16 protein-coding genes are annotated in these 15549 nt (G+C 63.2%); 10 read left to right on the top strand and 6 right to left on the bottom strand.

Translation table 11 applies throughout. The features are described 5' to 3' along the window. Window positions 1-48: 48 nt before the first annotated feature. The 5 genes from pstA (at window position 49) to JKP78_RS08985 (ending at window position 5609) form a co-directional block, all read left to right on the top strand. Window positions 49-1665: a phosphate ABC transporter permease PstA gene (gene pstA / locus JKP78_RS09005; protein ID WP_200626612.1), complete on the top strand. Its 1617-nt coding sequence runs from the start codon at window positions 49-51 to the stop codon at window positions 1663-1665. A 71-nt stretch (window positions 1666-1736) separates the two neighbouring features. Next, window positions 1737-2570: a phosphate ABC transporter ATP-binding protein PstB gene (gene pstB, locus JKP78_RS09000; RefSeq protein ID WP_170033852.1), complete on the top strand. Its 834-nt coding sequence runs from the start codon at window positions 1737-1739 to the stop codon at window positions 2568-2570. Between the two features lie 64 nt (window positions 2571-2634). After that, window positions 2635-3405, top strand: a complete 771-nt coding sequence (gene phoU / locus JKP78_RS08995; protein ID WP_170033850.1) for a phosphate signaling complex protein PhoU — start codon at window positions 2635-2637, stop codon at window positions 3403-3405. A 164-nt stretch (window positions 3406-3569) separates the two neighbouring features. After that, complete coding sequence (locus JKP78_RS08990) at window positions 3570-4472, top strand: response regulator (RefSeq protein ID WP_186684003.1); 903 nt, start codon at window positions 3570-3572, stop codon at window positions 4470-4472. Between the two features lie 240 nt (window positions 4473-4712). Continuing rightward, entirely contained in the window at window positions 4713-5609 is an 897-nt protein-coding gene (locus JKP78_RS08985) for a M23 family metallopeptidase (RefSeq protein ID WP_200626565.1), read from the top strand. Window positions 5610-5726: 117 nt separating this feature from the next. On the opposite strand, the gene JKP78_RS08980 is transcribed toward JKP78_RS08985, so the two are convergent. From JKP78_RS08980 to phoB, 3 genes are all read right to left on the bottom strand, one after another. After that, entirely contained in the window at window positions 5727-7067 is a 1341-nt protein-coding gene (locus JKP78_RS08980; RefSeq protein WP_170033844.1) for a hemolysin family protein, read from the bottom strand. Window positions 7068-7240: 173 nt separating this feature from the next. Further along, window positions 7241-8566 (bottom strand): phosphate regulon sensor histidine kinase PhoR, encoded by a 1326-nt coding sequence (gene phoR / locus JKP78_RS08975; RefSeq protein WP_186684007.1) that lies wholly within the window; start codon window positions 8564-8566, stop codon window positions 7241-7243. A 30-nt stretch (window positions 8567-8596) separates the two neighbouring features. Beyond that, window positions 8597-9286 (bottom strand): phosphate regulon transcriptional regulator PhoB, encoded by a 690-nt coding sequence (gene phoB, locus JKP78_RS08970; protein ID WP_003253341.1) that lies wholly within the window; start codon window positions 9284-9286, stop codon window positions 8597-8599. Window positions 9287-9456: 170 nt separating this feature from the next. Here phoB and JKP78_RS08965 point away from each other — a divergent pair, with 170 nt between their 5' ends. Further along, entirely contained in the window at window positions 9457-9828 is a 372-nt protein-coding gene (locus JKP78_RS08965) for a COG4315 family predicted lipoprotein (RefSeq protein WP_170033840.1), read from the top strand. A gap of 117 nt (window positions 9829-9945) precedes the next feature. Here JKP78_RS08965 and ubiA read toward each other — a convergent pair whose 3' ends face one another. Both ubiA and JKP78_RS08955 read right to left on the bottom strand, forming a co-directional pair. Beyond that, window positions 9946-10836, bottom strand: coding sequence for a 4-hydroxybenzoate octaprenyltransferase (gene ubiA / locus JKP78_RS08960; protein ID WP_170033838.1), 891 nt, complete (start codon window positions 10834-10836; stop codon window positions 9946-9948). Then, the gene (locus JKP78_RS08955; protein WP_170033836.1) at window positions 10836-11393 is read right to left on the bottom strand and encodes a chorismate--pyruvate lyase family protein; all 558 of its coding nucleotides are present in this window, start codon (window positions 11391-11393) and stop codon (window positions 10836-10838) included. Before JKP78_RS08955 ends, ubiA begins: the two co-directional genes overlap by 1 nt. 227 nt (window positions 11394-11620) lie before the next feature. Between JKP78_RS08955 and JKP78_RS08950 the strand changes: the two genes are divergently transcribed. The 4 genes from JKP78_RS08950 (at window position 11621) to JKP78_RS08935 (ending at window position 13957) form a co-directional block, all read left to right on the top strand. Next, a complete protein-coding gene (locus JKP78_RS08950; protein WP_003253349.1) occupies window positions 11621-11788 on the top strand; it encodes a rubredoxin in 168 nt (55 codons plus the stop codon). Window positions 11789-11804: 16 nt separating this feature from the next. Beyond that, window positions 11805-12953: an NAD(P)/FAD-dependent oxidoreductase gene (locus JKP78_RS08945; RefSeq protein ID WP_200626564.1), complete on the top strand. Its 1149-nt coding sequence runs from the start codon at window positions 11805-11807 to the stop codon at window positions 12951-12953. A gap of 187 nt (window positions 12954-13140) precedes the next feature. Then, on the top strand, window positions 13141-13440 hold the full coding sequence (locus JKP78_RS08940; RefSeq protein ID WP_170033830.1) for an HU family DNA-binding protein: 300 nt from the start codon (window positions 13141-13143) through the stop codon (window positions 13438-13440). Between the two features lie 148 nt (window positions 13441-13588). Next, on the top strand, window positions 13589-13957 hold the full coding sequence (locus JKP78_RS08935) for an SCP2 sterol-binding domain-containing protein (RefSeq protein ID WP_186671829.1): 369 nt from the start codon (window positions 13589-13591) through the stop codon (window positions 13955-13957). Between the two features lie 139 nt (window positions 13958-14096). Here JKP78_RS08935 and JKP78_RS08930 read toward each other — a convergent pair whose 3' ends face one another. Then, window positions 14097-15500, bottom strand: a complete 1404-nt coding sequence (locus tag JKP78_RS08930) for an aminoacyl-tRNA deacylase and HDOD domain-containing protein (protein WP_186684011.1) — start codon at window positions 15498-15500, stop codon at window positions 14097-14099. Window positions 15501-15549: the final 49 nt, after the last annotated feature.

Genomic DNA, 15549 nt, shown 5'->3' with positions numbered 1-15549 from the left:
AAGGATTCCCTCAAAGGCTGGTTCAAGAGCGGCGCCCCAGGCGTCTGGATGAGCGGCGGCGCGGTGGCCATGGCGGTGATCATGACCGTCGGCCTGCTGGCGGTGATTGCCGTGCGCGGCCTGGGCCACTTCTGGCCGGCCGACCTTGTCCAGGCCACCTACAAGGTGCCGGGCCAGGCCGATCACGTCGTCATCGGCGAAGTGGTGCAGAAGGAGGAAGTACCCCGGGCCCGTCTGAAGGGCGCCGGCTTGCCGGTACCTGACCAGGGCCCGGAGTTCATGACCCGAGAGCTGATCAAGGTGGGTAACCGCGACCTCAACGGCAGCGACTTCACCTGGGTAGTCGGAGAGTGGCTGGTCGATGAACAGCACCCAGCCGACCTGATGGCGCTGGAGCGCCGCGAGTGGGGCAACTTCTACGGTTACCTGGTCAGCGTCAAGGAAGAGGGCCGCGTGGTCGCCGAGGGGCCTGCCGCCTGGAACGAGCTGCAGGCCCGGCTCAAGCGCGCCAACCAACTCAACAGCGAGCTGCAAAGCCTTGAGAAGAAGGACATTGGTGCCATCAACCATGGCCTTGAACGCCTGCGCCTGCAGGCCCGCAAGCTGGAACTGGACGGCAAGCTGGACGCCGCTGCCCAGGCCGACATGGACGCCGACCGCGCCGAGCTGAACAGCCGCTACAAGGCCATCGAAGAGCGCCTGACCGGCCTGCACCAGGCGTTTGCTCGCGACAGCCTGGTGGCTCGCGATGCCAATGGCCGGGAAGTGGAGATCAACCTGAGCAAGGTGGTGCACGCCATCCAGCCGAACGGCATGTCGGGCTTCACCAAGCTGGGCAGCTACTTTACCAAGGTGTGGGAGTTCCTCAGCGACGACCCGCGCGAGGCCAACACCGAAGGCGGTATTTTCCCGGCCATCTTCGGTACCGTGATGATGACCTTGATCATGGCCGTGATCGTTACCCCGTTCGGGGTGCTGGCGGCCGTCTACCTGCGCGAATACGCCAGGCAGGGCCCGGTGACCCGGCTGATCCGCATCGCGGTGAACAACCTGGCCGGGGTGCCGGCGATCGTCTATGGCGTATTCGGCCTGGGCTTCTTCGTCTACGTGCTGGGCGGCTCGATCGACCGCCTGTTCTTCCCCGAGGCGTTGCCGGCACCCACCCTGGGTACCCCGGGCCTGCTGTGGGCATCACTGACCCTGGCGTTGCTGGCCGTGCCGGTGGTGATCGTCGCCACCGAGGAAGGCCTGGCGCGTATCCCGCGCACCGTGCGCGAGGGCTCGCTGGCCCTGGGCGCGACCAAGGCCGAGACCTTGTGGAAGATCGTCTTGCCCATGGCCAGCCCGGCCATGATGACCGGCATGATCCTGGCCGTGGCCCGCGCCGCCGGTGAAGTGGCGCCGCTGATGCTGGTGGGGGTGGTCAAGCTGGCGCCGTCGTTGCCAGTGGACGGCAACTACCCGTACCTGCACCTGGACCAGAAGATCATGCACCTGGGCTTCCACATCTATGACGTCGGCTTCCAGAGCCCCAACGTCGAAGCCGCGCGGCCACTGGTGTACGCCACGGCGCTGCTGCTGGTGTTGGTAATCGCGGCCCTCAACCTCTCGGCAGTGTGGATCCGCAACCACCTGCGCGAAAAGTACAAGGCCCTCGACAGCTGAGCCTGATCGCAAGCGTGCCGCCCCATGTGGCGCGGCCCTTTGAAACGAATTGTTAGCGTATGGAGTTGACCATGCAGCAAGAATCCCACGCCCACGGCATCGACATGTCTGCCCTGGGCCGCGACAAGCAAGGCCTGCGCCTGGCCGAAGAAACCGTGGCCATCGAAGTACCGGGCCTGAGCCTGTTCTACGGCGACAAGCAAGCGCTGTTCGACGTGCAGATGAACATCCCCAAGCAGCGCGTGACCGCCTTCATCGGCCCGTCCGGCTGCGGCAAGTCGACCCTGTTGCGTACCTTCAACCGCATGAACGACCTGGTTGACGGCTGCCGCGTGGAAGGCGCCATCAACCTATACGGCACCAACATCTACCGCAAGGGCGAAGACGTGGCCGAGTTGCGTCGCCGTGTCGGCATGGTGTTCCAGAAGCCCAACCCGTTCCCCAAGACCATCTATGAGAACGTGGTCTACGGCCTGCGTATCCAGGGCATCAACAAGAAGCGCGTGCTCGATGAAGCGGTCGAGTGGGCGCTGAAGGGTGCGGCCCTGTGGGACGAGGTCAAGGACCGCCTGCACGATTCGGCCCTGGGCCTGTCCGGCGGCCAGCAGCAGCGCCTGGTCATCGCCCGCACCATCGCCGTGGAGCCGGAGGTGTTGCTGCTCGACGAACCGTGCTCGGCGCTGGACCCGATCTCGACCCTGAAGGTCGAGGAACTGATCTACGAATTGAAATCCAAGTACACCATCGTCATCGTGACCCACAACATGCAACAGGCGGCGCGGGTCTCCGACTACACCGCGTTCATGTACATGGGCAAGCTGGTCGAATTCGGCGATACCGATACCCTGTTCACCAACCCGGCGAAGAAGCAGACCGAAGACTACATCACCGGTCGCTACGGCTAGCAGCCCTGCGGCACAGGGAACCAGACGATTACTTGAAGCTTTGAGCTTCTTCGCGGAGCGAATGATGATCAACAAAGAAAGCCTTACCCATCACATTTCCCAGCAGTTCAACGCCGAGCTCGAAGAGGTGCGCAGCCACCTGCTGGCCATGGGCGGGCTGGTCGAGAAGCAGGTCAACGACGCGGTCACCGCGCTGATCGAGGCCGACTCTGGCCTGGCCCAGCAAGTGCGCGAAGTCGACGAGCAGATCAACCAGATGGAGCGCAACATCGACGAGGAGTGCCTGCGGATCCTGGCCCGTCGTCAGCCAGCGGCGTCCGACCTGCGCCTGATCATCAGCATCTCCAAGTCGGTGATCGACCTGGAGCGCATTGGTGACGAGTCGACCAAGATCGCCCGCCGCGCCATCCAGCTATGCGAGGAAGGCGAGTCGCCGCGTGGCTACGTCGAGGTGCGCCACATCGGCGACCAGGTGCGCAACATGGTCCGCGACGCGCTGGACGCCTTTGCCCGCTTCGACGCCGACCTGGCGTTGTCGGTGGCCCAGTACGACAAGACCATCGACCGCGAATACAAGACCGCCCTGCGCGAGCTGGTGACCTACATGATGGAAGACCCGCGCTCGATCTCGCGGGTACTGAGCGTGATCTGGGTGCTGCGTTCGCTGGAGCGTATCGGCGACCACGCGCGCAACATCTCCGAGCTGGTGATCTACCTGGTGCGCGGCACCGATGTGCGCCACATGGGCCTCAAGCGCATGACGGCAGAAGTGCAGGGCACTGCAGTCGATGACGGCGAAAAAGCTAATGTTCCGGCTGAACCTGACGATAAATAAGGTTGCTCCCGAGCATCGACGCCCGGCCTTGGCCGGGCGTTTTCGTTTGCGGTCGAGGAGCCGGCAGGCACCCGCGAACGATGTGAAGAAGTCCCGGCGTGACCAGGTTGTAGCAAATGGCCATTATTCGGCGGTAGGCTAGCCGGGATTCAGAAGGAGTATCGATGAGTAAAGTGAATGTGCTGGTTGTGGATGACGCTCCGTTCATCCGTGACCTGGTCCGCAAATGCCTGCGCAATGCCTTCCCGGGCATGACCATCGACGATGCCGTCAATGGTCGCAAGGCTATGGCGCTGCTGGGCAAGGAAGCGTTCGACCTGGTCCTGTGCGACTGGGAGATGCCGGAAATGTCCGGCCTGGAACTGCTCACCTGGTGCCGTCAGCAGCCTGAGCTGAAAAACCTGCAGTTCATCATGGTGACCAGCCGTGGCGACAAGGAAAACGTGATTCAGGCGATCCAGGCCGGCGTTTCCGATTTTGTCGGCAAGCCGTTCACCAACGAGCAATTGCTGACCAAGGTGAAAAAGGCCCTGAGCAAGATCGGCAAGCTCGACAGCGTGATGAGCAGCGGCCCTGCGCGAATCAACTCGGCGTTCGCCAACGATTCGCTGAGCGCGCTGACGGCCGGCAAACCGGAAGTGGCAAAAATCACCGCCCCCGCAGCGGCGCCGGCACCTGCCAGGCCGTTGGTCAGCGCTGCTGCTCCTGCTCCCGCTACGCCAGCCCCGACCGGCCGTGGCCAGGGCCAGCTGCGCCTGGCCAGTGGCATGCAGGCCTGCGTGATCAAGGCGCTGAGCCTGAAAGAGGCCTTGCTGGTGGTTCGCCGTGGCGAAACCCTGCCGCAGGTGCTGGAAGGCGCCGTGTTGAACCTTGAGCAAGGCGAGAACGCCGAAGTCGCGCGTCTGAACGGTTACCTGCATGCCATCGTGGCGCTGGAGCCCAAGCCCGACAGTGACTGGCTGCAATTGACGTTCAAGTTCGTCGACCAGGACGCCCAGAAGCTCGACTACCTGTCGCGCCTGATTGCCCGCGGCACTGCGCAGAAGCACTTCACCCCGGGCGCCTGACCCTCGGCCCCGCGCCGCTCTCTTTGTAGCGGCGGCCTTGCGTCGCGAAAGGGCTGCAAAGCAGCCCCGGCAATCGATACGGCGACGCCGAAATCCTGGGCTGCCTTGCAGCCCTTTCGCTATGCAAGGCCGCCCCTACAAAAGCCTGCACAACCGTTGTGCCATCCGACCAACTGTCATACCCGCCGTAAAACTGGCTGCTAGTCTTCGACAGACCATAACTGTCAAAAAGCCACCATCATGCCTGCCCGCCTGCTGCTGTTCTGTGCACTGCTCATGGCTTCGGCGTCCAGCCTGGGCATGACTACCTACACGATCAACGATGATGGCCGTGTAACCTCCTATACCGACCGGCCTGGTCCCCGTGCCAAACCCCTGGTGCAGCGCGTGCCCATGGTCGAAATGCACGAAGACCAGGTGCAGCTGAACGCGATAACCTTCGATGGTGGCGTCAGCTTCTCGGCCCGCAATCAATTGCATGTGCCGGTAGAAGTGGAGTTGCGGTTGGACAACCTGGTGAATGCCCAGGGCGGCAATGCACCGCGTATCGTGCGCCGGCTACTGCCCCCGCATAGCACGCAGATGCTCACCGTGCTCCATGGGCGGCCTGGCATGTTGCTGAACTATCGCTCCACCCTGCTGCAGGCCATGGGCGACCCGGGCAGGCGGCCCCAGGGCTTTCGCTATGCCTTCCCTTGGCTGGGTGGCCCGTTCCGTGTGACTCAGGGCCCCAATGGCCGAGTCAGCCACTTTGGGCCGAAAGGACGTTATGCCATGGACATTGCCATGCCCGAAGGCACCACCATCATTGCGGCGCGGGAAGGCGTAGTGGTGAAGACGGAGAACCGCCAGAGCGGGCGCGGGCCGAACCCGTCGGGCAATTTCGTGCGGATCCTGCACCCGGACGGCACCATGGGCGTCTACCTGCATCTGATGCGCGGTTCGGTGGTAGTGACGGAAGGGCAGCGGGTGCGGCAGGGGCAGATGCTGGCCAAGTCAGGCAACACGGGCAACAGTACCGGGCCGCACCTGCATTTCGTGGTGCAGCGCAATGTGGGGTTGGCGCTTGAGTCGATACCGTATCAGTTCGACAGGCCGATCAACGGGTTACCGGACTTCACCGCGGGCAACCCTTGAGATCGCCGGGCCTGCTTCGCAGGCCATCGCGACACAAGGCCGCTCCTACGGGGACACGCGGTCCTCTGTAGGAGCGGCCTTGTGTCGCGATGGGCTGCGCAGCAGCCCCATAGGCATTCAATCCAGCTTGAGCACCTTGGCCAGGACGATCTTCGGCCCTTTCATCTTCTTGATGATGATGCGCAGCCCTTCGACCTCCAGCACTTCCTCTTCTTCAGGCACGCGCTTGAGCGTCTCATAGACCAGCCCGGCCAACGTTTCTGCCTCGATGTGGTCAAGGTCGACACCCAGCAGGCGTTCGACCTTGAACAGCGGCGTGTCGCCGCGTACCAGCAGCTTGCCCGGCTGGTAGGCGAGAATGCCGCGTTCGGCCTTGCGGTGCTCGTCCTGGATGTCGCCAACCAGCACTTCCAGCACGTCTTCCATGGTCAGGTAGCCAATCACCTTGCCATCGGCTTCCTCGACCAGCACGAAATGCGCGCCGCCCTTGCGGAACTGCTCCAGCAGCTGGGCCAGCGGCATGTGCCGCGACACGCGCTCCAGCGGCCGGGCGAGGTCGTCCAGGTCGATGGTTTCGGGCAGGTGCTCGAGTTCTGCCAACTCCAGCAGCAGGTCCTTGATGTGCAGCAGGCCGGTGAACTCCTCGCGCTCGGCGTCGTACACCGGGTAGCGGCTGAACTTGTGGCGACGCACCAGTGCCAGGATCTGCTTCAACGGCGCATGGGCGTCGATGCTGACCATGTCCTCGCGCGAGTTGGCCCAGTCGACGACCTCCAGCTCGCCCATTTCCACCGCCGAGGCCAATACGCGCATGCCCTGGTCGCTCGGGTCCTGGCCACGGCTGGAGTGCAGGATCAGCTTGAGTTCCTCACGGCTGTAATGGTGCTCGTGGTGCGGGCCGGGTTCGCCCTGGCCGGCGATGCGCAAGATGGCGTTGGCGCTGGCATTGAGCAGGTAGATGGCCGGGTACATGGCCCAGTAGAACAGGTACAACGGCACGGCAGTCCATAGCGACAGCAGCTCTGGCTTGCGGATAGCCCAGGACTTGGGCGCCAGCTCGCCGACCACGATGTGCAGGTACGAGATGACGAAGAAGGCGACGAAGAACGAGATGGCCTTGATCAGCTCGGGCGTGTCGACGCCCAGGTAGGCCAGCAGTGGCTCCAGCAGGTGGGCGAAGGCTGGCTCACCGACCCAGCCCAGGCCGAGGGAGGCGAGGGTGATACCGAGCTGGCAGGCCGACAGGTAGGCATCGAGCTGGTTGTGTACCTTGCGCAGAATGTTGCCGCGCCAGCCATGCAGCTCGGCGATGGACTCGACGCGGGTTGCCCGCAGCTTGACCATGGCGAATTCGGCGGCAACGAAGAAACCGTTGAGCAGCACCAGCAGCAAGGCAAAGATGATCATGCCGAAATCGGCGAATAACGAGGTGAGGCTGATACCAGGGGAAGGGTCCATGATGGAGTTTTTACGGGTTCCGTCTTTGAGATCGAGAGAAAAAAAGTGCCAGCTCCAGCTGGCACAGGGGGTCCAATGTAGCGGCTGGGGCGGCAAAAGCAAAGGGTGATGGTCTGGTCGCGGCCGCTGTGGCGGCGGGCGCACCCGCCAAGGGCTGCGCTGCAGCCGCGGTTTCAGCTCTTGCCGCTAGCCAATTGTGCCGGGGCAAAATGACAGGTGAAGGTGCTGCCGTGCCCCGGCACGCTGCTGATCTCCAGCCTGCCGCGGTGGCGCATCAACACATGCTTGACGATCGCCAGCCCCAGCCCGGTGCCACCGGTATTCGATGCGCGGCTGGAGTCGACCCGGTAGAAGCGTTCGGTCAGGCGCGGCAGGTGCTTGGCATCGATCCCTACCCCCGAGTCCTGTACCGACAGGTGCGCGCCCTGGGCGTCGGCCCACCAGCGGATACGGATGCTGCCCTCGTCCTGGGTGTACTTCACCGCGTTGAATACCAGGTTGGAGAAGGCACTGCGCAGCTCCGACTCACTGCCCTTGAGCTTCACCCCAGGCGCCGCTTCGAGGGTAATGCGCTGGTTGCGCGGCCCGGACAGGGCCTGGGCGTCGTTCTTGATCGCCGCAAGCAAGGCATCGACCGCCACCGGCTGGTTGTCCGACGGGTAGTCGGTGGCCTCCAGTTTGGCCAGCAGCAGCAGGTCGTTGAGCAGGGTCTGCATGCGCGAGCCCTGTTGGCTCATCTGCTGCAGGGCGCGGCCCCAGCGCGGGTTCACGTCTTCGACGTTGTCGAGCAGGGTTTCCAGGTAGCCGGTGATTACTGTCAGCGGTGTGCGCAGCTCGTGGGACACGTTGGCGACGAAGTCCTTGCGCATCTGTTCCAGCTGGTGGATGCGGGTCACGTCGCGCACCAGCATCAGGTGTTCGTTGTTGCCGTAGCGGGTGATATGCAGCTGCAAGCGCATACGGTCGTTGATCGGCGAGGGGATTTCCAGCGGTTCGAGGTAGTTTCCCGCCTCGAAGTATTCCTTGAAGCGCGGGTGGCGGACCAGGTTGGTGACTTGCTGGCCGCCGTCCTGCGGCGTCTTGAAGCCCAGCAAGGTTTCGGCGGCGCGGTTCCACCATTCGAGGTTGCCGTCGCTGTCGAGCATGATCACCGCATCACGCAGCGCGGCGGTGGACTCCTGCACCCGGTCGATCACCGCCTGCAGGCGGCCACGCACGCGCTGGTCGCGGCGTTGCAGGTGGTAGATGCTGTCGAACACCTCGCCCCACAGGCCATAGCCATCGGGTGGTGCTTCATCGGGTTGGTGGTTGCGCAGCCAGTCGTGCAGGCGCAGCAGTTGCTTGAGGGTCCAGCCCAGGTAGAGCGCCAGGCCGATGGCCAGGCTCCAGCCATAATAGCCGCTGGCCAGCCCGCCGATGAGGCAGACGGTAATCAGCAGCAGCAGGTGGCGGATCAGGGTGGCGTGCCAGTTCTGGTTCAATTGACTGTCCTTGTACAACGACGTGCAGCTTGGCGCTTTTGAACTCGATCAGCTTTTGGTCGAGAAGCGGTAGCCGGTGCCCCGGACGGTTTGTACCAGATTTTCGTAGGCTTCACCCAATGCCTTGCGCAGGCGGCGGATGTGCACGTCGACGGTGCGCTCCTCGACATAGACGTTGCCGCCCCACACCTGGTCCAGCAGTTGCCCACGGGTGTAGGCGCGCTCCTGGTGGGTCATGAAGAACTGCAGCAGGCGGTATTCGGTAGGGCCCATCTCGGCCGGCTTGCCATCGATGGTGACGCGGTGGCTGATCGGGTCGAGCAGCAGGCCGCCGACTTCGATCGGTGCCTCGCTGTCGCTGGGGCCGGTGCGGCGCAGTACGGCTTTCAGGCGCGCAACCAGTTCGCGTGGCGAGAACGGCTTGGTGATGTAGTCGTCAGCACCCACCTCCAGGCCCTGGATCTTGTTGTCCTCTTCGCCCTTGGCGGTGAGCATGATGATCGGAATATCACCGGTCAGCTCGTCGCGCTTGAGGCGGCGGGCCAGCTCGATGCCGGAGGTGCCCGGCAGCATCCAGTCGAGCAGGATCAGGTCCGGCTTGCGGTCGACGATGATCGCATGGGCCTGTTGGGAGTTTTCTGCTTCCAGGCAGTCATAGCCGGCCATTTCCAGGGCAACGGCGATCATCTCGCGAATGGGCGCTTCGTCGTCGACGATCAGTATGTTCCTGCCAACCATGCTCAAAACCTCTCCTGGATACGATGTCTTGGCCCGCATTAGATAACGGAATTATTGCAGCTGTGTGACAGGCTGTTGGCCGTTCTGGCGACATTCCGTGACTCAACTAGGCTTGAAAGGGCTGTTTTGCCGCAACCCGAACTCAACCCCCCGAAACGATGGTGAATCCAATGACACGACATACGCTGAGCTGGATGGCCCTTTTCACTGCGCTGGCGCTACCGGGGGTGGCCTCGGCCGAGCATGCGATGGAGAAGGGCGGCATGTTGGTAGACCCTGCCGGCATGACCTTGTATACCTTCGACAAGGATACGGGCGGCAAGTCGATGTGCAATGACGGTTGTGCCAGCAACTGGCCGCCGCTGATGGTCAAGGCCACTGACGAACCGGCCGAGGGCAAGTGGACCGTGGTGATGCGCGATGATGGTTCCAAGCAGTGGGCCTATGATGGCAAGCCGCTGTATACCTTCATCAAGGACAAGAAGGCTGGGGACATGACCGGTGACGGCGTGAAGGACGTCTGGCACGTCGCCAAGCCTTGAGATAGCCGGGGCCGCTGTGCGGCCCATCGCGACGCAAGGCCGCTCCTACAGGAGTGCGCGATCCCTTGTAGGAGCGGCCTTGTGTCGCGAAAGGGCTGCAAAGCAGCCCCAGAACGCTCAGCGCAATGCGTAATCCAGCACCACCCCGATAAACACCAGCATCCCCGCCCAGTGGTTGTGCAGGAACGCCTTGAAGCATGACTCCCGGTCCAGCTTGCGCGTCGACCAGTACTCCCAGGCAAAGCACGCCGCCGCGCCCAACAGGCCGAGGTGGAACCAGCCGCCCAGCTCGAAGCGGTTACCCGCCAGCAACAGGCAGCCCAGCGACAGCAACTGCAAGGTCAGGATGATGGTGCGGTCGGCGTCGCCGAACAGGATCGCGGTCGACTTCACGCCAATCTTCAGGTCGTCATCGCGGTCGACCATGGCGTAGTAGGTATCGTAACCCACCGTCCACAGCAGATTGGCGATGTACAACAGCCAGGCACTGGCCGGCAGTTCGCCACCGGCTGCGGTGAAGGCCATGGGAATGCCCCAGGAATAGGCCGCCCCCAGCACCACCTGTGGGTAGTAGGTGTAGCGCTTCATGAATGGGTAGCAGAACGCCAGCGCCACCGCGCCGAACGATAGCCACACCGTGCGGCTGTTGGTGCACAACACCAGCAGGAAACTCACCCCGACCAGGATGGCGAACAGCGCCAGCGCCTCGCGCGGACGGACCCGACCACTGGCCAGGGGGCGGTCGGCGGTGCGTTTGACGTGGCCGTCCACCTTGCGGTCGGCAAAGTCGTTGATGCAGCAGCCTGCGGCGCGCATGAGCACCACGCCGAGGCCGAAGATCAGCACGTTGGCCACGGTTGGTGAGCCGTTGCCGGCAATCCATACCGCCGACAAGGTTGGCCACAGTAGCAGGTAGATCCCGATCGGCCGGTCCATGCGGCTGAGCTGGATGAAGTCCCAGGCCCGCGGGTGCAAGCGGTTGAGCGACTTGAGCAGTTGCAGGTACATCAGCGGGTCTCCTCCCTGGCCGCTTGCCACAGCGCTGGCAGGAACACTTCTGCCACCAGCAGGTCCAGGCCGCCACGTTCAAAGCGTGAGCGGCGGCCCCATAGCGCCGTATGGGCGGCTTCGCCAGGCAACCAGGCCTGTGGGTAACTGCACACCTCGATCGGGTGGCGGATAAACGCCTGGTCACAGAACAGCAACTCGCCCAGCGAGCGGCTGCCCAGGGTTTCCAGGTCCAGCCCGCCACGCTCCAGGGCTGTGCGGCTGGCGACGCTGCGGGCGAACACCCAGGGTTGGCCGTGGCCACGCAGGTATACCTCGCGCACCCAGCCTTCGGCACCCGCGGCGATACCCAGGGCCTGGCATTCGTCATCGCGCAGCGGCTGCCAGCCTTCGAACAGTGGCGTGACGCTGAAATGGTCGTCGGACAGGCGGGTCAGGCGGCGGGTCAGGGAGCCTTCGTCGAACAGCCAGTCCAGGGTGGGCTGGTCGATGCCGGTCGCCAGCTGTGAATACGGCAGCCACGCGACAGCGGCTGCTTGCGGGGATTCGTACGACACGTCGGTCTGCTTGTTACATCCAGAGAGGCGGCGAGCTTAGCATGATTGCCCCGACTGCTTGCATACTGGTGGCAGGGCCGATACAAAGCCCCCACCAATTGCGCACTGGTACTTCGCCGGTGAACCCGTCCCCACAGGCTGCGCGGTCGCTGTAGGAGCGGCTTTAGCCGCGAAGAGGCCCTTGGCAGCGCCACCAAGCCCCAACCCGAACCGAGGAAAACGACCTGATGAAAAAGTGGCAATGTATTGTCTGCGGCCTGATCTACGACGAGGCCGAAGGCTGGCCCGACGACGGCATCGCTCCCGGCACCCGTTGGGAAGATGTACCAGAAGACTGGCTTTGCCCCGACTGCGGTGTCGGCAAGAGCGACTTTGAAATGATCTCCATCGGCTAATCGAGGAACGCACGACATGACCTCCCCTGTGGTAATCATCGGTACCGGCCTGGCGGGCTACAACCTGGCCCGCGAATTTCGCAAGCTCGATGCGCAGACACCGTTGCTGCTGATCACCGCCGATGACGGTCGTTCCTACTCCAAGCCCATGCTCTCCACTGGCTTCGCCAAGCACAAGGACGCCGATGGCCTGTGCATGGCCGAACCGGGAACCATGGCCGAACAACTGAATGCGGAAATCCGTACCCATACGCGTATCAGCGGCATCGACCCTGGCCACAAGCGCCTGTGGGTCGGGGAGGAAGCGGTGGAATATCGCGACCTGGTGCTGGCCTTGGGCGCCCAGACGGTACAAGCACCGATCGACGGCGATGGCAGCGACCTGGTGTTCCCGATCAACGACCTGGAAGACTACGCCCGTTTTCGCGCCGCCGCCTGTGGCAAGCGGCGCGTGCTGATTCTGGGTGCCGGCCTGATCGGCTGCGAATTCGCCAACGACATGAGCCTGGGCGGCTTCCAGGTCGACGTGGTGGCACCGTGCGAACAGGTCATGCCTACCCTGCTGCATCCCGCTGCGGCGACGGCCGTGCAGGCCGGGCTGGAAGGCTTGGGCGTACGTTTCCACCTGGGCCCGGTGCTGGCCCGTCTTGAAAAGGTGGGCCAGGGCCTGGCGGCGCACTTGTCCGACGGCAGCGTGATCGCCTGCGACCTGGTGGTCTCGGCCATCGGCCTGCGCCCGCGCACCGACCTGGCCGCCGCCGCTGGCCTGCAGACCAACCGCGGCATCAGCGTGGACCGCCAGTTGCGCACCTCGCATGCCAATATCTTTGCCCTTGGCGACTGTGCCGAGGTGGATGGCATCAATCTGCTTTATGTCATGCCGCTGATGAGCTGTGCCCGCGCCTTGGCGCAAACCCTGGCCGGTAACCCGACGACGGTCGCCTATGGGCCGATGCCGGTGACTGTGAAAACCCCGGCCTGCCCCCTGGTGGTCTCGCCGCCACCGCAGGGCCACGAAGGTACTTGGCAAGTCGAGGGGCAGGGCAGCGACCTCAAGGTGCTCTGCCTCGATGCCGAAGGCAAGCTGCTGGGCTACGCCCTCACCGGAGCAGCGGTGATGGAGAAGCTGGCGCTGAATCGCCAGTTGCCAGCCGTGATGGCATAAATAGCTGGTGTTCTGTCGGATTTATCCTGTTGTTGCCTGCACAATGGCCGCCCAGATACTGGCGCGGCCCCGGAGCACGTGCCATCCTCACTCCCGTCTGCCGCAGATTAGAGCCTGCGGTGCCTTGAGCGCTGCTCCCAGAGGCAGCACGGCATAACAACAAGAATTCCGTCAAAGAGGCTTCACTATGCGCAAACCAGAACTCGCCGCCGTCATCGCCGAAAAGGCCGATCTGACCAAGGACAAGGCCAATCAGGTGTTGAACGCGATTCTCGACAGCATCACCGGTGCCCTGGACAAGGACACCGTGACCCTGGTCGGTTTCGGCACCTTCGAAAAACGTCATCGTGGCGCGCGTACCGGCAAGAACCCGCAGACTGGCGAGCCGGTCAAGATCAAGGCCAGCAATACCGTAGCCTTCAAGCCAGGCAAGAACCTGCGCGACAGCGTCAACGTCCCCGCCAAGCCGGCCAAGAAAGGCAAGTGATCGCGTCCTGAGGATGCAATGCCAGCCAAACGGGCGCCGCCAAGGCGCCCGTTATGCTTTCTGCAGGCAAAATGTTTCGAACTTGTATAAACCGTTCTAGAAAAGGATAGACTTCGCGCTTTAGTCACTTTTAGTTCGAGGCGCGTTGATGAAGTTTCGCTTTCTTCTCTGGGCCATGGGATGGTTGATGGCCCGGGCCAGCCGTAACAACCCGGCATTCCAGCAGCAGCTCAAGGGCAAGGACTTGGTGTTCCAGATGCAGACACTGGATGGCAAGGTCGCCCGGCACTTCATCGTCAACAATGAGCGCATCAGCAGCAAGGGCGGTGCCCACCCGCAGCCGGCCTTCGCCATAGCTTTCAAGGACGCCGCCTACGGCTTTGCCACGATGCAGGCGAGCAACAAGCAGCTGGCGTTCATGCAGGGGATTCAGGACAAGCACATCCAGATCAAGGGCAATCCGGCGTTGGTGATGTGGTTCCAGGGGTTGATGAAGTACCTGAAGCCGAAGAAGTAGTGCCGAGATTATTGGCGCTGCTGCGCAGCCCATCGCGACACCAGGCCGCTCCTAAGGCGGCCGCATCACGCGCAGGACATACGGGCCCCTGCAGGAGCGGCCTGGTGTCGCGACAGGGCCGCAAAGCGGCCCCATGGCCTTAATGCGGTGCGTGGAACTGCGAAGCCAGTTCACGCAGCAGGTTCTCGGCCTCGAGTACCTTGTTCACGACTTCCTCGGCCTTGTCGCGGGTAATTCCCAGGCGCTCCAGCAGCTCCTCGGGAATCTCCTCCTGCGGCCCCGTGCCGATACCCCGTGCGCGCAGCAGGCGGGTGGTCAGGCATACCAGGTTGGGGAACGCCGAATATTCGCCGTCATAGGCCGGGTCGTGCTGGAAACGCAGCGCGGCCGACAGCTCTTCCGGCATGTCCCACAGTTTCATCAGCCAGGCACCGATCTGTTCGCGGCTGATACCCAGCAGGTGCTGTTCCACATAGGTGTGGCACAGGTGCGGGTTGACCTCCAGGTGGCGGCAGATCAGCGAGAAGTGTGGTGGAAACACATGCGCCAGCAGCAGGTAGCCAAAATTGTGCAGCAGCCCGGCCAGGTAGGTCAGGCCAGCCTCCGGGCGCTGAGCGCGTGGCATGGCGCGGGTCAGGCCATCGATGACCGCAGCGGTATAGATTGACTGCTGCCAGTACGGCGTGGCCTGTTGCGGGTGGTCTTTCGGCAGGCTCAGGGTCTTGCCCAGCGCCAGGCCCAGGGCCAGGTTGATCACCAGGTCGAAGCCCAGCACGCGCACGATGGCATCTTCCACCGAGCGAATCTTGTGGGTCGAGCCGTAGTAGGGCGATGCCGCCCAGCTCACCACCTGCGCCGCCAGCGCCGGGTCGGTTTCGACCACACCAGTGATGTCGTCGATGCTGGCGTTGGGGTCTACCCGCAGTTTGATGATCTTTTGTGCGGTGTCGGCCAGAGGCGGGATTTCGATGGTTTCTTCCAGGCGTTTCTGAATGCGTCTGGCGGTGAAAGCCTGTACTGCCTGGCTGATTTCCCGGGTGTCGTCATGGGGACGGTCGAGGTTGGGACTAATCGCCTCGACTTCGAGGCCGAAGCTGCTGGCGCTGGCCTTGGCCAACATGCGCTTGAAATGCGCGCGTTCGATTTCCAGCAACAGCCCGGTCTCGCCGGACTGGATATACACGCGTTCGACGTCGAGCAGGCTCTTTTCGTACTGGCACGGCGAACTGGTCAACGCCGGGATACCCGGCAGGGCCTTGAGCTGGTGCTTGTCGAGCATCTGCTTCAAGCGCGCCATCGACACGGCAGTAAGCTGGCGTCCGGTCAGTTCGGCCAGGCGATTGAGGTCCAGCAGTTGACTCTGTGGGAACAGCACCAGCAAGGCGCCGATTTCGTCATCGAGCAACACGGCCTGTACCCTTGACGCCGCCGGCAGTTGCGGATGCTCCACTACCTCACGGTAGGCCACGCCGAGCTTTTCGAGCAGCAGCCTGATGACGGAGGGTGCATGTGGGGTTGCGGTGTCCAGGGCGACTTCAGTCATGGTCCGTATCCACTGATTCCTTTAAACGCGAAGTATAACCAGCCTTGCG

The sequence above is a fragment of the Pseudomonas sp. LAM2023 genome (genome assembly GCF_016620375.1).
Lineage (GTDB): Bacteria > Pseudomonadota > Gammaproteobacteria > Pseudomonadales > Pseudomonadaceae > Aquipseudomonas > Aquipseudomonas anuradhapurensis.
Note: the sequence above shows the minus strand (reverse complement) of the source record. Positions and strands in the feature narration are given on the sequence as shown.